The organism is Undibacterium sp. RuTC16W (assembly GCF_049339445.1).
Classification (GTDB): Bacteria; Pseudomonadota; Gammaproteobacteria; order Burkholderiales; family Burkholderiaceae_D; genus Undibacterium.
This window is the reverse complement of the sequence record NZ_JBMPPE010000002.1, coordinates 479644-504715: the sequence shown is the minus strand read 5'-3', so window position 1 is coordinate 504715 and position 25072 is coordinate 479644. Positions and strand designations below refer to the sequence as shown.

The window sequence follows — 25072 nt, the reverse complement described above, 5'->3', positions numbered from 1 at the left end:
TAATGTGCACGTTAATGGGAGCAAAATGAACGCCAATCCACAATTTCTGTCCGCTACTGCGACAGTCGACCAGGCTGCAATACAGCCTTTGCCTAACTCACGCAAAATCTATGTTCAGGGAAGTCGTCCAGACATCCGTGTGCCGATGCGTGAAATCAGTCAATCCGATACGCCAGCCATGTTCGGCTCGGAAAAAAATCCCCCGATTTATGTCTACGATACATCCGGTCCTTACACCGATCCTGCTGTCAATATTGATATTCGTTCAGGGTTGGCATCGGTACGTGGCGCCTGGATTGCTGAGCGTAAGGACACCGAAGAATTGTCCGGGCCATCGTCAGAGTATGGTATCGAAAGACTGAATGATCCCAAGCTGGCGGAGTTGCGCTTTAATCTCAAACGTAAGCCACGGCGTGCTCTGGCAGGCAAAAATGTCAGCCAGATGCATTACGCAAGACAGGGCATGATCACGCCTGAGATGGAGTACATCGCGATCCGTGAAAACCTGCAACGCAAAGAGTATCTGGCCAGGCTGAAAGCCTCCGGACCCATGGGCAATAAGTTGGCTGACCTGATGGGACGTCAGCATCCGGGCCAGTCTTTTGGGGCATCGATTCCCGACGAAATTACCGCAGAATTCGTGCGCTCAGAGATTGCTCGTGGCCGTGCGATTATTCCTGCCAATATCAATCATCCCGAAGTCGAGCCGATGATTATCGGTCGTAATTTTCTGGTCAAGATTAATGCGAATATCGGCAATTCTGCCGTGACATCCAGCATCGGTGAAGAAGTCGAAAAAATGACTTGGGCAATCCGCTGGGGCGGCGATAACGTCATGGATCTGTCGACGGGAAAACACATCCACGAAACCCGTGAATGGATCATCCGTAACTCACCGGTGCCGATCGGTACTGTGCCGATTTATCAGGCGCTGGAAAAAGTCAACGGCAAGGCCGAAGACCTGACCTGGGAGATTTTCCGCGACACGCTGATCGAGCAGGCGGAGCAGGGTGTCGATTATTTCACCATCCATGCAGGCGTGCGTTTGCAATATGTGCCGATGACGGCAAAACGTATGACAGGCATCGTGTCACGCGGTGGTTCCATCATGGCGAAATGGTGCCTCGCACATCACAAAGAAAGTTTCCTGTACGAGCATTTTGAAGATATCTGCGAGATCATGAAAGCCTATGATGTCTCGTTTAGCCTCGGTGACGGCTTGCGTCCCGGATCGATTTACGACGCCAATGACGAGGCACAATTAGGTGAATTAAAAACCTTAGGCGAACTCACGCAAATCGCCTGGAAGCATGATGTGCAGGTCATGATCGAAGGCCCGGGTCATGTGCCTATGCACCTGATCAAGGAAAACATGGATCTGCAACTGGAGCAATGTCATGAGGCGCCGTTCTATACACTCGGACCGTTGACGACCGATATCGCTCCGGGTTACGACCACATTACCTCTGGCATCGGTGCTGCGCAAATTGGCTGGTATGGCACGGCGATGCTGTGTTATGTCACGCCGAAAGAACATCTGGGTTTGCCAAATAAAGTCGACGTTAAAGACGGCATCATTACGTACAAAATTGCCGCGCACGCTGCTGATCTGGCAAAGGGGCATCCGGGTGCGCAAATCCGTGACAACGCCTTGTCGAAAGCGCGTTTTGAATTCCGTTGGGAAGACCAATTCAATATCGGTCTGGATCCGGATAAAGCACGTGAATTTCACGACGAAACACTACCCAAAGATTCCGCTAAAGTCGCCCATTTTTGCTCGATGTGCGGACCACATTTTTGTTCGATGAAAATCACGCAGGAGGTGCGCGACTATGCAGCGAATCAGGGAATCAGTGAAATACAGGCACTGAAGCAGGGCATGGAGGTAAAGGCGATTGAGTTTGTCAAATCCGGTGCCGAGATCTATCGCAAGCAATAAGCCGTTGCCATGACTGAAATCATATTGAATGGTGAAAACTATCAACTAGGCCAGGAGAGAACCCTGGCTGAGCTGATCACTACACTGAACTTGTCAGGGCAGACAATTGCCGTTGCCGTGAATCGCCAGATTGTCGCTCGCGCACAATGGATTGACTATTGTTTGCAGGCGCAAGACAGGATCGATATCGTGCGCGCGATCGGTGGCGGATGAAGCGGTAGAGTACGTCTTGCGTACCATCGTATTCACCTGCATTGGTGCGCATGGCGCGCCCTATATAAAAGGATTTTTATGCAAACAGAACACACAGCCGGTCTAAGTCTAACTATCGCTGGTAAAACCTATCGCTCGCGCTTGCTGGTTGGCAGCGGTAAATACAAGGATCTGGAACAGACACGCTTGGCTACCGAGGCCAGTGGTGCCGAGATTATTACGGTTGCTATTCGCCGGGTGAACATCGGACAGGATCCCAATGCGCCGAGTTTGCTGGATGCAGTGCCGCCGAGTCGATACACCATTCTGCCGAATTCTGCGGGATGCTATAACGCTGAAGATGCGGTCTACACGCTTCAATTGGGGCGCGAATTATTGGGCGGCCATCAGCTTTGTAAACTCGAAGTGCTGGGCGATGAGAAGACCTTATTCCCGAATATGCCAGAAACCTTAAAGGCAGCGAAAACGTTGGTGAATGACGGTTTTGATGTCATGGTGTATTGCAGCGATGATCCGATTCAGGCGCGCATGCTGGAAGACATCGGTTGTGTTGCAATCATGCCACTGGCCTCACTGATCGGTTCTGGCATGGGCATACTGAATCCTTGGAATTTGTCGCTGATTATCGAGCAATCGACGGTGCCGGTACTGGTTGATGCCGGGGTAGGTACGGCGTCCGATGCAGCGATTGCGATGGAGCTTGGTTGCGACGGCGTGCTGATGAATACCGCCATCGCCGGTGCGCATGATCCGGTGCGGATGGCGAGAGCGATGGGTCTGGCAGTAGAGGCGGGGCGCGAAGCTTTTTTAGCCGGACGTATCGCCCGGAAATTCGCTGCCTCACCTTCATCCCCGATGGCAGGGCGGATCGCCTGATGAGCCAGGTAGCGCAACGCCCTTGTGTGCTGGTATTTGCCGGGCACGACCCTAGCGGTGGTGCCGGGATTCAGGCGGATATTGAGGCGATCGCCCGACAGGGTGCTCATCCTCTGGTGATCATTACGGCACTCACGATACAAGACAATGATCGTGTCTATGCCGTACATCCGGTTGATGCCGGACTGATTGTCCGGCAAGCAGAAGCGCTGATGAGCAAGATGGCAATTGCCGCAATCAAAATCGGTATCGTCGGGAGCCATGACAATGCAGAGGCGATTGCGCATTGTGTGCAGCAATCTCTGGCGATTAATCCGGCAATGCCCGTGGTGCTCGATACCGTGCTGGGCAGCGGCCACGGTGATGCGCTCGGGCGTGACGATGCGGTGGCATCGCTGCGTCCTTTATTAACACTTGCGACGCTGATTACTCCAAATCTGCCCGAGGCGCAGCGGCTGTTTTTAGCTCATCAGGGTCCTCGTGACCATCGGGATGTTCAGGCTAATCAGTATCAGCAAGATCGCCATCGCTGGGCGCAGACCTTGCTCCAGCATCGTTGTACGGATGTGTTGATTAAGGGTGGGCATGCGGATGGCGAGCAAGATGTGGGCTATATCCGCAATAGCTGGTTCACCCGGCAATCTCTGCATGAGTGGCAATGGCCGACATTGGCTGGTGAATTTCACGGCAGCGGCTGCACGCTGGCGGCAGCGATTGCTGGGCAGCTTGCCTCTGGCAAGACGATGTCTGAAAGTTTGCAGCGCGCTCAGGAATTTACTCAGCGTAGCCTGGAAAATGCCTATGCCATCGCGACAGGGCAGCGGATACCGCAAAGGGTTGCAACGTGAGGCATAAAGGCCGTGAGAGTGCTGTGTACTTGCGGTTCTTTCCATCGTCGCTCAAATAAAAAATCTGGATTCGAAACGATTCAACACCAATTTTGTGAGAAAAATAATGCGTGCTTTAGCTGGTTTATATATTGTGACGCCCGATTGGGATGATACGGATCGTTTGCTCGATGTGACGGAACAGGCTTTATTTGGCGGCGCGAATATCGTGCAATACCGGCATAAAACGGCCAGTCCTGGTTTGCGCAGACAGCAAGCGCGTGCCTTGCTCGATCTGTGCCGCGTTCATGATAAGCCGCTGATTATCAATGATCATGTGGACTTATGCGTGGCTTTGGACGCAGATGGTATTCATGTTGGCGGCACTGACGCGTCGATTGCTGAGATTCGCGCTGCATTGGGCGAGGACATGATCGTCGGTGCTTCTTGTTACGGTGATCTGAGTCTGGCACAGTGCGCGCGGCAAGAGGGGGCGAGCTATGTTGCGTTTGGCGGATTTTATCCATCAAGGGTAAAGAAATATGCGGTCACTACACCGCACGACATTATCCATCATGCCAAAGTGCAGATCGATTTGCCCAATGTCGTGATCGGCGGCATGACGGTCGAGTATGCGCGTCCCTTAGTCAGGGCCGGCGCGAATATGGTGGCAGTCATTAGCAGCATTTATCTGGCGGATAATCCACGTCTTGCGGCACAAGAGTTTGTCCGTTTGTTTTCAGAATAAATCATATACTCACCCAGAGTATGTTTTTATGTGCTAATTAAATCGTACGGGAAATCATTGTTTTTGTAAATTAATGGGGGAGTATCACTATTATGCGACTTCTTCATGATCTGCTATTGACGGTATAAAGACGGCTGAGCGCTCTCCTTTTCGCTGAATCTGATGCTCATCTGTAGCGATGTGGCCATGATTTAGAAAAGGAATCAGACGCCGCACTCCCGTATAATCGTGGGATGCAAAATCTCCTCCATAATTTGAATCCCGAGCAGCTCGCCGCTGTCACCTTACCCTCTCAGTCTGCCTTGATTCTGGCTGGCGCCGGTTCCGGTAAAACCCGTGTCTTGACGACGCGTATTGCCTGGCTGATCCAGACCGGTCAAGTGTCGCCGCATGGCATCCTGGCTGTGACATTCACGAATAAAGCTGCGAAAGAAATGCTGACGCGCCTGTCGTCCATGATGCCGATCAATACGCGCGGTTTGTGGATCGGTACCTTCCATGGCCTGTGTAACCGCTTGCTGCGTGCGCATTATCGCGATGCAGGTTTGCCGCAGACGTTTCAGATTCTTGATTCCTCAGATCAGCTTTCGTTCGTTAAACGCTTGCTCAAAGCGAATAATGTCGATGACGAAAAATTCCCGCCGCGCACTTTGATGTACTTCATCAATAGTGCAAAGGATCAGGGGCTGCGCGCGCATGAGGTCGACGCCTATGATGATTTTAATCGTCGCATGGTTGAGTTGTATTCCCTATATGACGCGCAATGCCAGCGCGAGGGCGTTGTGGATTTTGCCGAATTGTTGTTGCGCACGTTTGAGCTGCTGAGCCGCAACCAGCCGCTACGCGAACATTATCAGGCGCGCTTCCGCCATATTCTGGTTGACGAGTTTCAGGACACCAATGACCTGCAATACAAATGGCTGAAGCTGATGTCCGGTCAGGGCACCGTCAATACCAGTGCGGTCTTCGCCGTGGGTGACGATGATCAGAGTATTTATGCATTTCGCGGAGCGAATGTCGGCAATATGTCGGCGTTTGAGCAAGAATTTAAAGTGCAAAATCTGATTAAACTTGAACAGAATTACCGCTCGCATGGTCATATTCTGGATACGGCAAATACCCTGATCGCCAACAATAGCAAGCGTCTCGGTAAGAATCTCCGTACCGATGCCGGACATGGTGAGCCTGTGCGGATTTTTGAAGCGAGCAGTGATATTCAGGAGGCACAGTGGATCATTGAAGAGGCAAAAAACCTGATACGCGATGGCGCGATGCGTAGCGAAATCGCGATTCTGTACCGCTCGAATGCTCAGTCACGTGTGGTCGAACATGCTCTGTTCAGTGCGGGTTTGCCTTACCGTGTGTATGGTGGTCAGCGTTTTTTTGAGCGAGCAGAGATCAAGCATGCGATTGCTTATTTGCAGTTGATGGACAATCCGCATAACGATTCCGCATTTTTGCGCGTCGTGAATTTTCCTGCCCGGGGCATCGGGGCACGCTCACTGGAGCAATTGCAGGATGCGGCTAAACAGTACGGGATTTCGCTCTATGCCGCCGTGCCTTATGTTTCGGGAAAGGCGGGTACTTCGCTTGGTAATTTTGTGAAAATGATTGAGTCGGCGCGCTTTGAAACACAGCGCCAGCCTTTGCCGGAAATGGTACAGATTGTGCTCGATCTGAGTACGCTCATCACGCATTATCAGAACGAAAAAGAAGGCGCAGATCGTATCGAAAATCTGGAGCAGCTAGTCAGTGCAGCGACCTTGTTTATTTCGGAAGAAGGTTTCGGCCACGATGCGCCAGCGCTGCTTGGTCCACAATCACAGGCGGCAGCGAACGTGATTACGCTGGCAAACGGTGTCGAGATTATCGATGCAGATGCCGCGATGGCAACGGTGATGTCGCCGCTGTCCGCGTTCTTGTCCCACGCATCGCTTGAGGCTGGTGACAATCAGGCGCAAGCAGGACAGGATGCGATGCAATTGATGACGGTGCACTCTGCCAAAGGGCTCGAATTCGATAATGTGTTTATCACAGGTTTGGAAGAAGGTTTATTCCCGCATGAGAATAGTGCGAAGGAAGAAAGTGGCGTAGAGGAAGAGCGTCGTTTAATGTACGTAGCGATCACGCGTGCGCGGAAACGCTTGTATGTGACCTTCTCGCAAACACGCATGCTACATGGCCAGACACGCTACAACATGCGCTCACGTTTTTTTGATGAAATGCCGGAAGAGTCCCTGAAATGGCTGTCGCCAAAAATTCAGCCATCCTGGTTTGGTAATAAAAAATCGGCATGGGATGAGGATCCGACCGATCAGGCCAACCGTATTGCACAAAGTTTTCAGGGTGCACAGGCATCTTCTGGTAAGCCCGGTTGGCGTATAGGTGAATCAGTGAAGCACGCGAAGTTTGGTGAGGGGGTGATTGTGAATATCGAAGGCAGCGGTGCCAATAGCCGGGCACATATTAATTTCGGTCGCGAGGGCATGAAGTTGCTGGATTTGAGTATTGCGAAGCTGGAAAAAATGTAAGGCAGAGATTTTTGAAACGAGATTGACGCAAAAAAACTAGCGCTACGGTGATGGTACAAGTGCGCTCCTCTTTGTTAGGGTTTCGTATGGCGACATATCGCTATGTCGTGAGTGCAGCGTCGTATCTCGCTTGAAGTGTGTTTGAAAAATTTCAAAAATGAATCCGCAATGTAGCTGCGCCTTCTGGCCTGAAATTCCTCTGAAAGCCTCGTCCCTGTTGCGGATTTACTGCCGGGAATTTCTAAAACCTTCTAAATTGAAAAATCACATCGACAGGACTGACACAAAAGCCAAGACCTCTCACCACAGACACAGAGAAAAGGCGGGAGTGGCCGGAGTAAGTGCTTCCATGAAATGTCGATTAAAAGTTTTTTGTAAGTTTCCTGCTAGAGAGGACTGTCTGCTGTTCTGTTAATTCTCTGCAGATCGACAATGAACGCATGAACTTTTCTACTACGAATAAGGCCAAGTCACTATGGATGGGTCGCAAATAATTAATTATGTCGGAGCCGTTATTTTTGGTCTGGCGGTATTGCATACGTTTTCAACCAAATATTTTTTACACCTGGCTCATACCAGCCAGCATCACGCGGGTTTGTGGCATCTTCTTGGTGAAGTGGAGGTCGTGTTTGGATTCTGGGCGCTGGTGCTGGTGACCTGTATCGCGCTGATGGAAAAACAGAAAGCCGCGATCGCCTATCTTGAGAGTCAGAACTTTACTGAGCCCTTGTTCGTCTTCGTGATCCTGGTGATCGCAGGTACTAAACCGATTCTACATTCTGTACAAAGTCTGGTGCATCGGCTGGCTGCGTTACTGCCAGTCAGCCCGGCCCTGAGTGCGTATTTCTTATGTTTGTTTTTGATTCCTTTGCTCGGTTCTTTTATTACCGAGCCGGCTGCCATGACGCTGGCGGCATTGATGTTGAGAGATCGGTTTTATAGCAAATGCATTTCTCAGCAACTGAAATATGCAACCCTCGGGGTCTTGTTTGTGAATATTTCAATCGGTGGCGTGCTGACGCCGTTTGCCGCGCCGCCGGTACTGATGGTGGCCGAAAAATGGCAATGGGATATTGCATTCATGTCGGGCGTATTCGGCTGGAAAGCAGCGATCGCCGTAGCTATCAACGCGTTGCTTGCGACGGTGCTGTTTCGCTCGCAAATTAAGATACTTGATGTGGCTGACGAGCCTGGTGGCGTGGCGACCGCTCATACAGCGGCAATACCAATGACGGTGATCGGTATTCATTATGTGTTTCTGGCAGCGACCGTTGTGTTTGCGCATTACCCTGTCGTATTCATGGGATTATTTTTGTTTTTTCTTGGCTTTACTGACGCATATCAACGCTACCAGGACAAGCTGATGTTGCGTGAGGGTTTGCTGGTTGCTTTTTTTCTGGCAGGGCTAGTCGTGTTGGGTGGCAAACAACAATGGTGGCTACAGCCTATATTAGCCGGAATGAATTCGACGCTCTTATTCTTTGGCGCGATGGGGCTGACGGCGATTACGGACAATGCTGCATTGACTTATCTTGGCTCTTTAGTGGCAGGACTGTCTGATAGTGCCAAATACGCGCTGGTAGCAGGGGCGGTCACAGGCGGCGGATTAACGGTGATCGCGAATGCGCCTAACCCAGCGGGCTTTGCAATTTTGAAAGACTCGTTTGATGAGCAGGCAATCAGTCCATTGGGTTTGTTGCTGGCAGCGTCATTGCCGACGACTATTGCCGCTGCATGTTTCTTGTTGCTTTAGGACTAATTCTCAGTGCGTTAAAAAACCGCTCAGTGGCAGGGAGCGGTTTTTATTGTTGATATGAACGGTTTTGTACCGGTCAGCATCGCGACTCTAGTCTGGTTTTGTTTATATATAGTAAGCGGTAGTGGTCATGACCTTGGCCAAGCCTTTCATCGCAAATTGCACTGGCATCGGTAGCTGGCTTGCACCAAGTGCATCTGCCGCTGCGCCATGAGCGATTTCATCGACACGCATTTGTTCGACGATAGCTCGGGATTTTGCATCTTGTGCGGGTAGTTGCTGTAAGTGACTAGCCAGATGAGCTTCAACCTGTTTCTCTGTTTCAACGACAAAACCCAGACTGGCCGCGTCACCACATTTGGCCGCGATGGCGCCACAAGCATAGGCGCCGGCATACCAGAGCGGGCTGAGCAGACTGATACTTGAATTTAGTTCGCGCAACCGGTCCGCGGTCCAGGCCAGATGATCTTCTTCCTCAATGCCGGACTGCAGGAATTGTTCTTGAAGCGCCTTTGTTTGAGTAAATTGCCGTTGAGAATCGTAAAGTGCCTGAGCGCATATTTCACCAACATGATTGACGCGCATCAGACCCGCACTGTGCTGGCGCTCAGAATCGTCAAGTTCAGCGTCTGCTTGCAAATTGCCGGGATTCGGTCGCGATGCATGGGCTTGTCCGCTGATCACGCGCAAGGCGCGGTCAAAATTGATGATTAAGTTATTCATATTTATCATAATCCGTTGCTTTCCTTCGCTTTTGATTCAATTTGCATATTGTAATCCTCAATAAAGCACCTCGCCTGTATTGGCATGAGGCGACGCGATACCAATAGAATAGTTGCAATAGTTGCATTGTGAAAAACCTTAATTGTTGTGGAGACACCACATAAAATTTGCTTAAATACGATCGTTCGCAAATTCTCTTTGCCCTATTTCCGGTTATTTGTTTCAATTGAATATAACTTCTTAATCAGCAGGTTTCGAAGTCTTGGCAAGACCGAACACCCTTTGCACTACGAGTAAATGAACTGATACATATCAGTACTTTTTAAAAAATGATATTCCTGGAGATATTCTCAATGAAAAAAACGCTTATCGCATTTGCTGTTCTCAGCGCATTTGCAGCTACTGCATCCGCACAATCGTCCGTAACAATCTATGGCTCCATTGATGCTGGTTTGCGTAATGTGACCAATATTGATGCAGCAGGTAACAGCAAGTTGTCTATGGGCTCTAACGGCACATACAACTCTAACCGTATCGGTTTTAAAGGCGTTGAAGATCTCGGTGGTGGTATGAATGCTCACTTCGTATTGGAGTCTGGCTTCAATACTGCAACTGGTTCTTATGATAACTCAGCGGTGGCATTCAACCGCTCCGCTTTTGTCGGCGTAACTGGTGAGTTCGGTAATCTGGATCTGGGCCGTCAATATTCATTGGCTTTTAAGACAATTGGCACTTACGAGCCATTTAGCTACAAATTCCCTTCAATTACTTCCCCAGTTGCTGGTGTTGCCTTATTCTTCCCAGCGACGTTCAGCGGTGGTGGCGCAACTCGTTTCAACAACGATATTCAGTACACAGCGATTTTTAGTGGTGTAAAAGTTAGTGCAGAATATGTTGCTGGTGAAGTTGCCGGTGATGTTGGTCGTAATGCAGTTAAATCTGTTGCTGCTACATATACAACTGGCCCAGTAAATTTTGGTGGCACTTTTATGTCGACTGATATCGGCGGCTTGCGTAATAAGTACTACACGATCGGTGGCGCATTTAAGGATGGTGGATTCCGTATTTCGGGCGGGTTTGTAAAAGAAAATCAAGAATCTTTATTAAAGATTGATTCTGAGCAAAAATCCTACTGGGGCGGCGTTAACTACACATTGACACCACAAATTGAATTGACTGGCGCTTACTACGTAACTGATTCTACAGTTGCAACTTCAGCTGCAACCAAAGTTGATGGTAAGCGTAAGAACTTGGTAGTTGCTGCGACTTATGCTTTGTCTAAGCGCACTAATTTCTACGCGGAATTCGATAACAAGAAACTGACAAATGCATTTGTTGGCGCTACTCCATTGTTGGGTACTATTAATAACGGTACGCAAAATGGAGTTTCTGTAGGTATTACACACCTGTTCTAATCTTTATAGAAAATTGCCTGGTGGTGTTTTCTACGAACTAAAAAGAAGCTCCGTTAAATACGGAGCTTCTTTCTTGTTTTAGACAGATATTTTGCATTTCAAATAATTTCTTTCGTGCAATTAATTGCATCAAATTGATGTCATTTAAGTAATTTTCCGTTGCTTATTAACGACATTCTACGTTTTGCATCTCTTCCAAAGCCGATTTAGCTTGGCTGTCCGCGTTTAATTTTGGTCAAATACGTTAACTTCTTTTTAGCGGTCTTGTAAGTTTTGAAGAATTAGCTGTTTTTGTGTAATGCATTAGTTAACGTAATTGCACAAATCTGGCTCAATGTAGTTCATGTCAACATGGAAACCTTTGGAGAAATATCAATGAAAAAATCACTCTTAGCTCTGGCAGCATTAGCAGCAATTTCAGGCGCAGCACAAGCACAATCTAATGTCACAATCTACGGTATCGTAGATATGGCTTTGCAACACCAAAACACGGGTGAAAAAGCAGGCGCAACTCTGGGTCTGGATAGCGGTATTCAATCTGGTTCACGTCTGGGCTTTAAAGGTAGTGAAGATCTGGGTGGCGGTTTGAAAGCAAATTTCCAATTGGAAATGGGTGTTAATGCTGATACAGGTTCTGCTGCTCAAGGTGGTCTGGCTTTTGGTCGTCAAGCATGGGTTGGTTTGTCAGGTGATTTCGGTTCTTTGAACCTGGGTCGTCAATACACTCCAGCGTTTATCGCTATCGACAGCTTCGATCCATTTGGCACAGGTATGACTACTGGTACAGCTGGTTCTGGTACATCTTCTTTCGGTGCAGCCCACTTCTTTGGTGGTCCTAGCCGTGTTAATAATGCGATCAACTACAACACAGTTAGCATCGACGGTTTCACTGGCAACTTGTTTTACGGTGTAGGTGAAGTTGCAGGTAACACGTCAGGCAATCGTTACATTGGTCTGTCAGGTGCTTACAATGCAGGTCCTTTGTTTGCAACTCTGGCTTATACTAGTGCACAAAATGTTACTGGCACAAATGCAAAGAAAAGTATTTTGCTGGCAGGTACATATGATTTCGGCGTAGCAAAAGCCCACGCTGCTTACTCTACAATCAAAGATGACGGCGTTCCTACTCCAATCGATCGTCGCGTATGGTTGTTGGGTGCGACTGTTCCAGTTAGTGCTGCTGGTACTATCGTAGCGGATTACATCCGTTCCACTGTTAAAAATGTTGGTGATGCTAACGCAAACCACTTAGCTTTGGGCTATACATACTCCTTGTCTAAGCGTACTAACCTGTACACATCGATTTCCCGTACTGCTAATGACACATTCAGTGCATTGGGTAGCGATGATTCTAGCGCAACTTTCCACCCAGTAACTCCAGGTGCAAACGTTCGTCTGGTTAACGTTGGTATCCGTCACAAGTTCTAATATTAGGCAAGCTCCGGCTTGCTTAGTTTCAGGCTCGTAAAAAAAGCACCTTCGGGTGCTTTTTTGTTATCGAAAGAAAAGTAAAATTGATGTCACTCAGTAGTTAGAAATGACTGTTGTTCAGGTTAATAAGTCGTACTTACCACCTTTTTTCAAGGCGGCGACATAGGCTTGGCGAGAGTGTATTTTTGCCAGCCACGCCATTAAGTTCGGACGACTACCATTCAGGCCGCCGCGTGATGCGGCCGCTTCCAGTGGGAAGCTCATTTGAATATCTGCCGCACTGAAGTCTTCACCGACAAACCAGCCCGTTTTACTGACTTCTGCTTCTAAGTAGTCGAGATGTCGAGTGATCTGTGGTGAGATGAAGCTTGTTTTCACTTTTTGTACAATTCCAAGTGCAATAGGTTTTACAAAAAAAGGCATGGGACTTCTTTCGATTTTATCGAATACCAGTTTCATTAACAAAGGCGACATCGCTGAGCCCTCGGCATAGTGCAGCCAATAGTTGTAGCGCAAATAATCCCCCGACTCACGAGTTGGCATCAACTGCCCATTTCCATAACGGGTAACTAAGTAGTCAACAATGGCACCGGATTCCGCAATTGTCAGATCACCATCGGTAATGACGGGAGATTTACCCAAAGGGTGGACTTGCATTAGGGATGGCGGTGCGAGCATGGTGTTGGGATCGCGTTCATAAAACTTGATCTGGTATTCTAGTCCAAGTTCTTCGAGCAACCAGAGCACGCGTTGAGAGCGTGAATTATTAAGGTGATGAACGATGATCATGTAGATTGGTGATAGTTAAGTGATAGTTAAGTGATAGTTAAGCGAAAGAAACGGAAAGTCCCGCCAGGGTAATTCCCGAGAATGCTGTGAACCAGGTTTGCCCTGGAGAAACGGGATAAGCGTCTGTCCAGGTGCCGGTCGTAATGATTTCTCCAGCGCGTAAAGGCGAGAATTGCGGCTGGGTTTTCAGTAATTGATGCAGATGCCAAATCGCGTGCAAAGGACTATCCAGAACGTTGCTCCCAAAGCCTGCGCCTAATAGCGATCCGTCGCATGATAGAGATACACTGGCGTTCGCCAGCATATCGCCGAGGTGATGGCGGCTTGCGCTGGATAGCATACGTGGCTCACCGATCAGTAGGGTGCCATGCAAACCAAGTGCGGCAATCGCGTCAGCAGCTTCGAATTTCCAATCCGGATACGGGCTAACAACAATCTCTAGTCCGTGCGCCATCCATTCCAGGCAATCCGCGAGTTCGTCTAAGCTGGCATCTATTGCCGGTGTTCGCCCTAGCTTGAATACCACCTCAGGTTCAACCCGCGGTTGGACTGCGCCAGTCAGACTTTGATTCACGTGAGCACCGTCCAGATAGCGCACGGTCGTATCGAACAAGGTAGTCCAGATCGGAGCATGTATAGCCTCTTTTTCGCCGTACTTTGGCCATAGTGTCCGGTTGGTAAATCCTAATTTCCTGCCAACGGGAGTCTCGCCCTCGGCAATCCTGATGTTGTCCAGACTTTTGGAAATGTCGTAAGCATCAGCGATACTTAATTCACTGTGAGAGGAGATAGGCGCAAGGGTCTGCGCGGATGCGCGCGCCTCGAGGAACTGACGTGCATAACGGTCGGCTTGTGAGGACATTAGCATGATCGTGCCACTAGGTTTGAGGGGACACTTATTGTCGGCGAGCTATGTTGAATGTGCAAGCATGAAGATAAAAAACATTTAAAAAGTCAATGCGGCTAACATTTTGGCTGCATTGCATCTCTATTAACCCTGAGTAACCTTATTTCGCAACATTACATCCTTAACCTGCATTAGATTCGCAGCCAGTCGGGGACTTTTGTATAAATCTGACCAAAAGCTCTTCTGATGTTACGGTTCAACGCGTATCGCTTTTGCCATAAAACGATCCAGTTGGTTGGCGAACGCTTGTCTGTCAGCCTGACTGAAGGAATTTGGGCCACCTGTTTCTACACCGCTGCTCCGGAGTTCGTCCATTAATTGTCGCATGGTCAGATATTCGCGGATATTGTCCTTGGTGTAAAACGAGCCGCGTGGATTGAGCGCATGCCCCCCTTTGTCCAGCACATCGGATGCGAGGGGAATATCACCGGTAATCACCAGATCGCCAGCTTCCAGCAGGCGCACAATTTCTTGATCCGCCACGTCAAAACCAGAAGGAACTTGCATCGCCTTGATAAAACGCGACGGCGGTACAGAAAGAAGGCGATTCGCGACCAGGGTTGTCGTGATACCTAAACGGTCAGCTACCCTGAATAGAATATCCTTGATCGGATTAGGACAGGCGTCAGCATCGACCCAAATTTTCATTTGCACGCATCCATCTTAATTACTTCCCCACAGATCGCCATTAGGATTTGTCCTTGGTGCGGTTACGCCAAAATGCTCGTAAGCAGACGGGGTTGTGATCCGCCCGCGCGGTGTGCGTTGCAGGTAACCTTGCTGGATCAGATAAGGCTCCAGCACATCCTCAATCGTGTCACGTTCCTCGCCAATGGCGGCTGCCACATTATCCAGGCCAACGGGGCCGCCACCAAATTTGAACAAAATAGCTTCCAGTAATTTTCTGTCCATCAGATCGAAGCCGACACTATCCACATCCAGCATTTTAAGTGCCGCATCTGCCATCGCTTTAGTAATGTCGCCATTACCCTTCACCTCGGCGTAGTCCCTGACGCGACGTAGCAGGCGATTCGCAATCCGTGGTGTGCCACGGGCGCGTTTGGCAATTTCATGCGCGCCGTCAGTGTTGATCGGGGCATTCAGTAATGAGGCTGAACGCGTGACAATGCGGGTTAGTTCTTCCGGTGTATAAAACTCCAGTCGAGCCACGATACCGAAGCGGTCGCGTAAAGGGTTCGTCAGCATACCGGCACGCGTGGTTGCGCCGACTAAGGTAAAGGGCTGCAAATCCAGTTTGACCGAGCGGGCAGCAGGCCCTTCGCCGATCATGATGTCAATTTGATAGTCTTCCAGCGCGGGATATAGTATTTCTTCGACGACCGGTGACAGGCGATGAATTTCGTCGATAAACAGGACATCATTGGCTTCCAGGTTGGTCAGCAATGCCGCAAGGTCACCCGCTCGCTCCAAGACCGGACCTGAGGTCTGTCGCAGATTTACACCCATTTCGCGTGCGATGATGTGGGCCAGCGTGGTTTTGCCCAGACCCGGCGGACCAAATAATAACGTGTGATCCAGTGCTTCTTTGCGTTGTCTGGCAGCGGTGATGAAAATCTCTAGTTGACCGCGAATTTTTTCCTGACCGACATACTCATCTAACTGTTTGGGGCGTAGCGCACGCTCTATTGCTTCTTCGTTTGGCGATACCGGTGTCGCTGCAATAATCCTTGCATCACTTAAATTGCCGCCCGGATTGCTGCTGAAATTGTCGGTTTGTATGCTCATGATCGATTAACTTTTCGACAGGGATTTCAGGGCTAATTTGATGCCGTCAGAGACGCCTGTGCCAGCTGGCAAGGCTTTTAAGGCCATTAGTGCTTCTTTGTCTGAATATCCCAGCGCGAGCAAGGCATTCAGGATATCGGACTGATGATCCGGCACATGCGTACCGCCAGTAACAGCGCCGATATCGGCACCGAGCTTGCCTTTTAATTCCAGTAAGAGACGCTCAGCCGTTTTTTTGCCTATCCCTGGCACTCGTGTCAGTCTGCCCGCTTCTTGCAAGGTAATAGCCTGTGCCAGATCGCTGACGGACATGCCCGATAAAATGGAAAGAGCTGTGCGCGCGCCAACGCCGCTGATTTTAATTAACTGGCGAAAGGTGCTGCGCTCCTCTGCGCTGCCAAAGCCGAACAGGACATGAGCATCTTCACGTATGGCCAGATGTGTCAGTAAAACGACCTTGTCGCCTAGTGCCGGCAAGTTATAAAACGTACTCATTGGTACATCGACTTCATAGCCGACACCCTGGCAATCAACCAATAACTGAGGGGGATTTTTTTCGAGCAGAATACCTGCGATACGACCTATCATGGCAGCCCTTTTAGCTAGCTTTACTTACAGGAAAAATGACAGCACAGAATTGCAGCGCGCAATCACAACACGCTTTACTGTATAAATAAGCAGTAATGATAACCTATCCTATCAGACGTCCGGCACGTACTCGTAGGCCTTTTTTTGCTAAAGCAGGAGCAAGCTTGCCCAGCATCGCTAAAGTATCGCCACTGTGCGCATGACAAATCGCAACACCCAGCGCATCCGCCGCATCTGTACTTGGCATGCCAGACAGGCTCAGCAGTCGCTGCACCATGTCCTGTACCTGTTCTTTTTTTGCTTTGCCGTGACCGACGACGCCTTGTTTGACCTGTAGTGCCGTATATTCCGCTACGGCTAGGTCAGCACTCACTAAGGCACAGATCGCTGCACCACGTGCTTGTCCTAGTAATAGCGTTGATTGCGGATTGACATTGACGAAGACTTTTTCCACCGCCGCACAATCTGGCTGGTAGGTTTGAATGATTTCAGAAACGCCGAGCAAAATTGTTTTGAGGCGTTCTGGCAAGGACTCGTCTGCCGTTTTAATTGTACCGGAGGCGATGTAAGTTAATTTGCTGCCTTGTTTATCGATGACGCCAAAGCCAGTGGTGCGCAGGCCTGGGTCAATGCCGAGAATTTTCATTGCCGCACCTCCAAAAATCGATCGCTTGACAACGCCGTGGTGACGACATGCACGGGATGATTTTTGAAGGGATGCATGAATGCAGTATTAATGACGGAAATGACGCGTCCCGGTATAAATCATGACAACACCGCGTTCGTCCGCAGCATCAATGACTTCCTGATCGCGCATAGAGCCACCCGGATGAATTACGCAGGTGGCGCCTGCATCAACCACCACATCAAGGCCATCACGGAATGGGAAAAACGCGTCTGATGCGACGGCTGATCCTGTCAGCGTCAAGCCAGCGTTTTGTGCTTTGATCGATGCGATACGGGCAGAATCAATGCGGCTCATCTGGCCCGCGCCAACACCGAGTGTCATGCCATTGCCACAGAAGACGATCGCATTCGATTTCACAAATTTGGCAACGCGCCATGCAAACATCATGTCGGCCATTTGTTGTGGTGTGGGTTGCAGTTTTGAGACTACCCGTAATTCTTCAGGGCTAACGTTTTTAGAATCCGGTGCTTGCACCAGCAAGCCACCGCCAACACGTTTCAGATCGTAAGTATTGATGCCCTTGCCCAAAGAAATTTCCAGCAAACGCACGTTTTGTTTGGCCGCAAAAATTTGTTTGGCTTCGGCAGTGAATGACGGTGCGATCAGTACTTCAACAAATTGTTTTGCAACGATCTCAGCAGCTTTGCCATCGAGTTCGCGGTTGAAGGCGATAATGCCGCCGAATGCCGAAGTCGGGTCTGTTTGCAGAGCTTTGCTATAGGCTTCAAATGGAGTCGCACCTAAGGCAACACCACACGGGTTTGCATGTTTGACGATCACACAGGCAGATTCTGCGAAGGATTTGACGCATTCCCAAGCGGCATCAGCATCGGCGATGTTGTTGTACGACAGTTCTTTGCCTTGCAATTGCGTGTAATTCGCCAGTGACCCATCCAAGCTAATCAGATCACGGTAAAACGCAGCGGACTGATGCGGGTTTTCGCCGTAACGCATTTCTTGTACTTTTTCGAAATGCAAGTTCAGCGTTTGTGGATAGCTGCTGCGAGTCGCATGCGCTTTATCTTCGCCGAGGCTAGTCAGATAATTGGTGATCGCACCATCGTATTGTGCTGTATGAGCAAACACTTTTTTCGCTAATGTGAATTTAGTATCGTAGCTGACGACGTTTTGATTTGCGGTCATTTCATCCAGTACAACCTGGTAGTCGCTAGGATCAACGATCACCACAACGTCTTTATGATTCTTGGCAGATGAGCGCAACATCGTCGGGCCGCCGATATCAATATTTTCAATCGCGTCTTCCAACGAGCATTCGCCTTTGGCAACGGTTTGCTGGAACGGGTACAGATTCACGACGACCATATCGATGGTCGGAATACCATGCTTCTCTAACGCCGCTACATGCTCAGGAAAATCACGGCGCGCCAGAATGCCACCATGGACTTTCGGATGTAAAGTCTTTACACGACCATCCAGCATTTCAGGGAAACCGGTGTAGTCAGCAACCTCGGTCACTGACAAACCGTTGTCAGCCAATAGTTTTGCCGTGCCACCCGTGGACAATAACTTGACACCCATGCCGGACAGCGCACGTGCGAACTCAAGAATGCCGGTCTTGTCGGAGACGGAGATGAGAGCTTGTTTGATCATGATAAGAAGCTTAGGAGCTTGTGAAGTGAAAGAATTTGGTATCGAATAACAGATCAGGTATTGCACCAGACTACTCAGATGGGGCGCAAGTCGTGACTGCGCCCCATATTGAAGCGTTACAGCAGATTACAGCAAACCATGTTGCTGTAATTTTTTACGTAAAGTATTGCGGTTGATGCCCAGCATATCTGCTGCTTGCGACTGATTGCTTTCCGCTCGGGTCATGACCATTTCTAACATGGGTTTTTCTACTGCCAATACGACCATGTCGTATATATTGGAGGCAGGTTGTTCGCCCAGATCACGGAAGTATTTTTCCAGATTTTTGTGAACGGCTTCTTGGATGCTATCTTTGCTCATGCTTTTAATTTTCTATCAGTGCTTGTTTGACTTATTCTTGTTGAATACGTTTTTCCTAAATTTTTACGGTGTCTCTTTCGCTTTTGACGAAGATGAAAACCGTAAAAATTAACTACGCTGCCAACTTTTCTTCGGAGGGGCGGTATTGTAACCGCTCGCTGGTCTGACGATCAAAAAACATTTTTACTGCATCTAACTGGTCTTCGCATGAGGTCAGCACATTCATTTCTTGACGAAATTCTTCTCCGCCAACTAAATCTTGTACATACCAACCTATATGCTTGCGCGCCGTTCGCACTCCCATGAATTCACCGTAGAAAGCGTAATGAGCACGCAAATGTTCATCCATCAAACGGCTGACCTCGGATACCAGCGGTGACGGCAAATAAGTCCCTGTTTTGAGGAAGTGCTCTATTTCGCGAAAGATCCAGGGGCGACCTTGCGCAGCACGCCCGATCATGATCGCGTCAGCACCGGTGACTTGTAAAACGTATTTAGCTTTTTCAGGTGTCGTGATATCGCCATTCGCGACGACTGGAATACTTACCGCTGCTTTGACGGCGGTAATCGTCTCGTACTCAGCATCCCCCTTGTAACCATCGGCGCGCGTGCGTCCGTGCAAGGTCAGCATTGCTATCCCTGCCGATTCGGCGATACGGGCGATATTTAAAGCATTTTTGTTGGCACGATCCCAGCCTGTGCGGAATTTCAGCGTTACAGGCACGTCCACTGCTTTGACTACCGCGTCAAGAATCTCTGCGACGAGTTTTTCGTTCTGTAACAGGGCCGAGCCGCACCAGGCGTTACACACCTTTTTTACCGGACAACCCATGTTGATGTCGATGATCTGCGCACCTCGGTCCACATTATGTCTGGCGCAATCTGCGAGCATCTTCGGATCTGCTCCGGCGATCTGGACTGCTTTCGGTTCCATTTCGCCTTCGTGATTGGTGCGTCGCGAGGATTTTTCGGTATCCCATAGTTTGGGATTTGACGCGGCCATTTCTGACACGGCATAACCTGCCCCCAACTCTTTGCATAATTGACGAAATGGTCTGTCTGTCACACCTGCCATCGGCGCGACAAAAAGATTATTCCGCAATTGGTAAGGACCGATTTGCATAGCGTGAACTGAAAATGACGGATGGGTTAGACAAGGCAGTCGGCGTTGGAGACGACAAGGATGCGTATTTTACCTGAATTGTGCCTAAATAATTAGCAATTTAATGGTCTGTCGAGCAGAATATTTTTATCTATTTACACGCATTCACCAATAGCTTATTTTTCGACATGGCATTCAAATTCGGCGGCTTGTGTTGCCGGGAAACCAATCTCGATCCGAGTTTGTGTATATTGTCGTTGCTTCTCTCTGATCCCGCATTTAGAGTCTGTTCGCAGACGACGTTTGCCCATGGGTCCTAGAGCGTATCTCTCCACTGATCAGTTTCTCCGCGCCATATGCTTCGTCATGGCGCTCCTGACTGGTCAAGGGAAAAATGCGTTTTAAACTTGAAGGAGTGATCGTGAGTAATCGTTTGCAAAGTAGTCAGCAACATGAAAAGGAAGAGAGCCTACACAGAATTACCATCGTTGGCGGTGGCGCCGGTGGTTTAGAGCTCGCTGTCAGACTGGGGAAAAAACTTGGTAAGAAAAAGAAAGCTGTGATCACACTGGTTGATGCCAGTCGCACGCATTTGTGGAAGCCTCTGCTGCATCAGGTCGCTGCCGGAACCCTGGATAGCCATGCGGATGAGCGTGAATATTTCGCTCTGGCACGCTCGAATTATTTTGAATTCCGGTTGGGACGCATGGATGCTTTGTCTCGCGATAAAAAAGAAATTTATCTGACGGCAACCCATGATGAAGACGGCAGCGAATTATTGCCGCGCCAGGCGATTGCTTATGACACGCTGGTGATTGCACTCGGTAGCCAGACGAATGATTTTGGCACGCCAGGAGCGCGTGAGAATTGCATCATGCTTGATTCGCTCGCGGCCGCCGAGCGCTTCCATCAGAAGCTGATCAACTGCTGCCTGCGTGCCCAGACCCAAGCGCAAGCTGTCGGTGAAGGGCGCTTCACGGTGACAATTATTGGCGGTGGCGCAACTGGTGTTGAGCTGGCGGCTGAGTTGCATATGACCACCAAAATTCTGTCTAGTTATGGCCTGGTCAATTTCCATCCTGAAAAAGATCTCAAGATCGTGATCGTGGATGCCGCACCACGCCTGCTGCAAATGTTACCCGAGCGTTTATCCGCCGCTGTCGCGAAAGAATTGCGTAGTATTGCTGTCGAAATTCATACGAATGAAAAAGTCGTCGAAGTCAGCAAAGAAGGCGTCAGTATGTCTAGTGGTAAATTCATTCCCAGTGGCATCGTTGTCTGGGCGGCCGGAATCAAAGCGCCAGAATTTTTAAAAGATCTCGATGGATTAGAAAGTAATCGTATCAACCAGCTAGTAGTGAACCGGCATTTGCAAACCACGCATGACGCATCGATTTTTGCTTTAGGCGATTGTTGCGCCTGCCCGCAAGGAGAGGGGCAGCCAGCAGTGCCGCCGCGTGCACAATCGGCCCATCAGCAGGCCAGCATGCTGGCAGATTCTCTGGCGCGGATGTTGCAGGGCAAATCTTTGAAAGAATTTACTTACAAAGATCATGGATCGCTGGTGTCACTCGGCAATTACAGTACAGTAGGCAGCCTGATGGGTGCGCTTGCCAGTGGCTCAGTATTCATCGAAGGCACCATCGCCAAATGGATGTACTGGTCACTACACAAGCACCATCAGGTAGCGGTGAATGGTTTGTTCCATACATGGTTGTCAACCTGGGCAGAGACCATCGACCGCGTTCGCAATCCGCGGATTAAATTACATTAGTCTGGTAGTAGTGAAGATCTGATTTTAGAAATCAAACATAGAATCCGCACTATTTATGCGCCTGCTGGCATGAAAATGCTTGTTAAGGCGCATGAATGCTGCGGATTCTTTTTTGACTCCTAAAAAACTCTAAATTAAAAAACCACATCATTAGGAATGACGAAAAAAAACAAGACCTCTCACCACAGAGATAAGGAGACAAAGAGAAAAGGCAGGAGTAAGCAGGGTTACGAAATATGGATTAAGGGTTTTTTAGAAATTCCCTTTTGGAACTTTTAAAAAAACAGCACCCGAGCCATATCATTGCAGTTGATTGTTTCATACCGGCTTATGCTGCAATGTTAACGGACTGCTCTCTAGCATTAGTTTTAGCCCAAATTTTTTAAAAAATTCCATCAAAAAAAATAGAATATTGGAGCGTTATCTTCACCAAAGTCAGTTTGTTTTTTTAGCAGAGCATCTCAAGAAATCTTGCATGTACAAGATAAAATACGATTACACAGATACCTTTAAACTACATTTTTTGGGGTGAGTGATCCGTTGAAGACACTATAGCTAATTCTTTTTTTGAAAGTTTTTTTGCGATTTTTTCTTTGAATTTACCTGCCGTCGGATGACCATTCTTCTCAGCTAATGCAAACCATTGATACGCTAATAGATAATTCTGTGCTGTGTCCTCACCGTTCGCATAGATGGCTCCGAGGTTAAATTGCGCCAACTGATTTCCGCTACTTGCCGCTTGTTCTAACCAGTAGATACCTCTTGCAGGACTGCGGTTTATAGTGTCCTCCCGCATTAACAGGAGTGCTAGATTGTATTGAGCACCGGTATTACCTTGTTTCGCAGATTGTTCATACCAATATATGGCGCTCTCTAAATTCTTTTGAATTCCTTCACCATTTGCATACATCAAGCCGAGATTGTATTGCGCCACAGGATTGCCTTGCTGAGCTTCGCCTTGATTAACCAGAAAGGCTTCAGTCAGATTTTTCTCCATACCAATACCTGCATAGGCCATCATGCCTAGCTGAATTTTAGCAGCCTCACTCCCTTGATCTGCAGCCTTTTTTAACCAAAATGCAGCTGTTTGATGATTCTGAATGACACCTTTTCCACTCGCATATTGCATTCCTAAATGAAATTGGGCATCAGCATTACTTTGATTTGCGGCACGCTCAAACCAATAAGCTGCTTGTAATAAGTTGATTTCTGTACCGTCCCCGGTGCGGTATATTTGTCCGAGCTTATATTGCGAAAATGCGTTCCCTTTTTGAGCCGCTGACTGATGCCAATAAAATGCTTGTTGAGCATTTTTTGTGTCGTCTTGCACGCTGGCATACATTTCGGCAAGAGCACTTTGTGCAATTATATTTCCATCAATCGCAGCTTCCCGGTAATAAGACATTGCTTGTTGATTATCCTGGCGAACTCCTAGCCCTTTGGCATACATCCAGGCCAGTTGAACTTTTGCTTCCGTTATTTTTCTGAATGCCGCCTTCTGATACCAGATTAATGCTTGCTCATAATTTTGGGGTATACCTAATCCCTTGAAATACATGACTCCCAAGTTATATTCAGCATGTGAGTCACCACGTTGAGCAAGTTTTTTAAATATCCTAAAAGCTTTGTCAAATGCCTGATTTTCTATCAACGTCTGCGCTTCTCTGATCTCGCTTTCTGTTGAATCACGAAATTCTTCAGCATGATTCCATCCTGAGTAACAGGTGAATACCAAGAGTAATATGATGTGCTTAAATAAATTTTTCGTATAGGTCATAAAAAGTATCATCATTTCAATCATCGGCTCATCAAAAAGATAGGCTAACTAAATTAAATCAAGAATACAGGAACTACAATAAGGGCAGCCTGTATAAGGTTTTACAAGTACTATACTTTTCAGTATCTCATCGCATCAAAACCTCTGTCCATCAAAGAATCTGCTTCACTTATCGCAAACCATATGCTCAAACAAGTGATTCCTTTTACACTTCGCCACGTTATCAATCATATTCGGAGCATGATCATGCGGCATTGGAAAATAGTAGTGGGAGCCCTGGTGGTAGCACTTGCGGTGAATGTTTCTTTTGCCGGGGCGGTTAAAGCAGGTGCGCCCGCTGGCTGGCAGTTATGGGGGCCGCAGGGTGATCAATACGAGATTGGTATAGATACCGCCGAGGGCAGTACGGATCATCCCGTTCTGCTCATCGCCAGCAAAACACAGCCCACTGACGAGTCGCTGGCAATTACTCAGGATATTGATGCAACGGAGTGGCAAGGTAAGCTCATCGAATTCAAAATGATGGTGCGCGCCGTCGGTGCAGAGAAAAATAAAATCTGGATACGGCATATGGGAATGTCCCGTTATTTACAGATGACAGACAAGACCATCCCTGACGGAAAAGGCTGGCAAGAGATGACTTTAACGAGTTATTTCCCTGATAAAGTCGATTCACATTACGACAATCATTTTGAAATCGGCATAGGTTTAGGGTCCCCCGGAAAAATCTGGGTCAAAGACATTAAACTGACGGCGAAGCCAGTACCTCCGTCAGATCCGAAAAGAACATTAGATATGCCATCCTTCCGCTCAGGGCTTCCAGTCTACGGTCCAAGGAATCTGAGTTTTACAGAATAAGTGGTTGCTGGTGAGTAGACGTGTGTGTTGACTTACTCGTCTGTTCGCTTATCTGCTCATTGTTGTGTCCGATTACAAGGCAATGACTACCCAATAACGACTACTTTATTCCGGTGGTCGTTTTTATTTAGTCCGGCTTCATCAGTCAGCCTATGCCACGAATTAATTATCCCATCCGCGAGCGACGGAACTTTCTGTCTTAGACCCTTTCCAAGCAAGGTCGTCTTCAGCAGAAAATTTACTCTAAAAAGAGGCGGTAACTGCCAGCGAAAAAGCAAAGATCATTTGCTTCAATCAATTGACTACCCATGAAGAACGCCAACTTTATTTGCTGAATCTGGTTGAAAACAAAATTATTCATCGCAATTTATCTTCAGCAACAATCTTGATTGCAAAAAAAAGCGTTATAGCCT

General features: G+C 48.4%; 22 protein-coding genes. 11 read left to right on the top strand and 11 right to left on the bottom strand.

Translation table 11 applies throughout. The features are described 5' to 3' along the window. Positions 1-25: 25 nt before the first annotated feature. From thiC to ACO0K4_RS06615, 7 genes are all read left to right on the top strand, one after another. Entirely contained in the window at positions 26-1939 is a 1914-nt protein-coding gene (thiC, locus tag ACO0K4_RS06645; protein ID WP_422955828.1) for a phosphomethylpyrimidine synthase ThiC, read from the top strand. A gap of 9 nt (positions 1940-1948) precedes the next feature. Next, positions 1949-2152, top strand: coding sequence for a sulfur carrier protein ThiS (gene thiS, locus ACO0K4_RS06640; RefSeq protein ID WP_422955827.1), 204 nt, complete (start codon positions 1949-1951; stop codon positions 2150-2152). A gap of 78 nt (positions 2153-2230) precedes the next feature. Further along, a complete protein-coding gene (locus ACO0K4_RS06635) occupies positions 2231-3028 on the top strand; it encodes a thiazole synthase (protein WP_422955826.1) in 798 nt (265 codons plus the stop codon). Beyond that, complete coding sequence (thiD, locus tag ACO0K4_RS06630; RefSeq protein ID WP_422955825.1) at positions 3028-3876, top strand: bifunctional hydroxymethylpyrimidine kinase/phosphomethylpyrimidine kinase; 849 nt, start codon at positions 3028-3030, stop codon at positions 3874-3876. The genes ACO0K4_RS06635 and thiD overlap by 1 nt, the downstream gene beginning before the upstream one ends. A gap of 106 nt (positions 3877-3982) precedes the next feature. After that, positions 3983-4603 carry a thiamine phosphate synthase gene (gene thiE, locus ACO0K4_RS06625; RefSeq protein WP_422955824.1) on the top strand — a complete coding sequence of 207 codons (621 nt, stop codon included), beginning with the start codon at positions 3983-3985 and terminating at the stop codon, positions 4601-4603. 233 nt (positions 4604-4836) lie between these two features. Further along, the gene (locus ACO0K4_RS06620) at positions 4837-7134 is read left to right on the top strand and encodes a UvrD-helicase domain-containing protein (protein WP_422955823.1); all 2298 of its coding nucleotides are present in this window, start codon (positions 4837-4839) and stop codon (positions 7132-7134) included. A gap of 475 nt (positions 7135-7609) precedes the next feature. Further along, positions 7610-8887 (top strand): putative Na+/H+ antiporter, encoded by a 1278-nt coding sequence (locus ACO0K4_RS06615; protein WP_422955822.1) that lies wholly within the window; start codon positions 7610-7612, stop codon positions 8885-8887. Positions 8888-8995: 108 nt separating this feature from the next. Here ACO0K4_RS06615 and coq7 read toward each other — a convergent pair whose 3' ends face one another. After that, positions 8996-9622 carry a 2-polyprenyl-3-methyl-6-methoxy-1,4-benzoquinone monooxygenase gene (gene coq7 / locus ACO0K4_RS06610; RefSeq protein ID WP_422955821.1) on the bottom strand — a complete coding sequence of 209 codons (627 nt, stop codon included), beginning with the start codon at positions 9620-9622 and terminating at the stop codon, positions 8996-8998. Positions 9623-9966: 344 nt separating this feature from the next. Here coq7 and ACO0K4_RS06605 point away from each other — a divergent pair, with 344 nt between their 5' ends. After that, a complete protein-coding gene (locus ACO0K4_RS06605) occupies positions 9967-11028 on the top strand; it encodes a porin (protein WP_422955820.1) in 1062 nt (353 codons plus the stop codon). Positions 11029-11403: 375 nt separating this feature from the next. After that, complete coding sequence (locus ACO0K4_RS06600; protein WP_422955819.1) at positions 11404-12456, top strand: porin; 1053 nt, start codon at positions 11404-11406, stop codon at positions 12454-12456. A gap of 120 nt (positions 12457-12576) precedes the next feature. Here the strand turns inward: ACO0K4_RS06600 and ACO0K4_RS06595 are convergent, their stop codons facing one another. From ACO0K4_RS06595 to dusB, 9 genes are all read right to left on the bottom strand, one after another. Next, the gene (locus ACO0K4_RS06595; protein ID WP_422955818.1) at positions 12577-13248 is read right to left on the bottom strand and encodes a glutathione S-transferase; all 672 of its coding nucleotides are present in this window, start codon (positions 13246-13248) and stop codon (positions 12577-12579) included. Positions 13249-13285: 37 nt separating this feature from the next. Further along, on the bottom strand, positions 13286-14116 hold the full coding sequence (locus ACO0K4_RS06590; protein WP_422955817.1) for a 2-keto-4-pentenoate hydratase: 831 nt from the start codon (positions 14114-14116) through the stop codon (positions 13286-13288). Between the two features lie 228 nt (positions 14117-14344). Beyond that, positions 14345-14803, bottom strand: coding sequence for a YaiI/YqxD family protein (locus tag ACO0K4_RS06585; protein ID WP_422955816.1), 459 nt, complete (start codon positions 14801-14803; stop codon positions 14345-14347). A 15-nt stretch (positions 14804-14818) separates the two neighbouring features. Then, a complete protein-coding gene (gene ruvB / locus ACO0K4_RS06580; protein ID WP_422955815.1) occupies positions 14819-15901 on the bottom strand; it encodes a Holliday junction branch migration DNA helicase RuvB in 1083 nt (360 codons plus the stop codon). Positions 15902-15907: 6 nt separating this feature from the next. Next, complete coding sequence (gene ruvA, locus ACO0K4_RS06575) at positions 15908-16489, bottom strand: Holliday junction branch migration protein RuvA (protein ID WP_422955814.1); 582 nt, start codon at positions 16487-16489, stop codon at positions 15908-15910. A gap of 103 nt (positions 16490-16592) precedes the next feature. Next, positions 16593-17135, bottom strand: a complete 543-nt coding sequence (ruvC, locus tag ACO0K4_RS06570; protein WP_422955813.1) for a crossover junction endodeoxyribonuclease RuvC — start codon at positions 17133-17135, stop codon at positions 16593-16595. 87 nt (positions 17136-17222) lie between these two features. Further along, positions 17223-18788, bottom strand: a complete 1566-nt coding sequence (gene purH, locus ACO0K4_RS06565) for a bifunctional phosphoribosylaminoimidazolecarboxamide formyltransferase/IMP cyclohydrolase (RefSeq protein ID WP_422955812.1) — start codon at positions 18786-18788, stop codon at positions 17223-17225. 126 nt (positions 18789-18914) lie between these two features. Continuing rightward, the gene (locus ACO0K4_RS06560) at positions 18915-19148 is read right to left on the bottom strand and encodes a helix-turn-helix domain-containing protein (RefSeq protein WP_322120168.1); all 234 of its coding nucleotides are present in this window, start codon (positions 19146-19148) and stop codon (positions 18915-18917) included. A 112-nt stretch (positions 19149-19260) separates the two neighbouring features. Further along, the gene (gene dusB, locus ACO0K4_RS06555) at positions 19261-20271 is read right to left on the bottom strand and encodes a tRNA dihydrouridine synthase DusB (RefSeq protein WP_422955811.1); all 1011 of its coding nucleotides are present in this window, start codon (positions 20269-20271) and stop codon (positions 19261-19263) included. A 400-nt stretch (positions 20272-20671) separates the two neighbouring features. Here dusB and ACO0K4_RS06550 point away from each other — a divergent pair, with 400 nt between their 5' ends. Next, the gene (locus tag ACO0K4_RS06550) at positions 20672-22024 is read left to right on the top strand and encodes an NAD(P)/FAD-dependent oxidoreductase (protein ID WP_422955810.1); all 1353 of its coding nucleotides are present in this window, start codon (positions 20672-20674) and stop codon (positions 22022-22024) included. Between the two features lie 514 nt (positions 22025-22538). Here the strand turns inward: ACO0K4_RS06550 and ACO0K4_RS06545 are convergent. Further along, positions 22539-23801, bottom strand: a complete 1263-nt coding sequence (locus ACO0K4_RS06545) for an SEL1-like repeat protein (protein WP_422955809.1) — start codon at positions 23799-23801, stop codon at positions 22539-22541. A 246-nt stretch (positions 23802-24047) separates the two neighbouring features. Here ACO0K4_RS06545 and ACO0K4_RS06540 point away from each other — a divergent pair, with 246 nt between their 5' ends. After that, on the top strand, positions 24048-24659 hold the full coding sequence (locus ACO0K4_RS06540) for a hypothetical protein (RefSeq protein ID WP_422955808.1): 612 nt from the start codon (positions 24048-24050) through the stop codon (positions 24657-24659). The last annotated feature ends 413 nt before the right edge of the window (positions 24660-25072 follow it).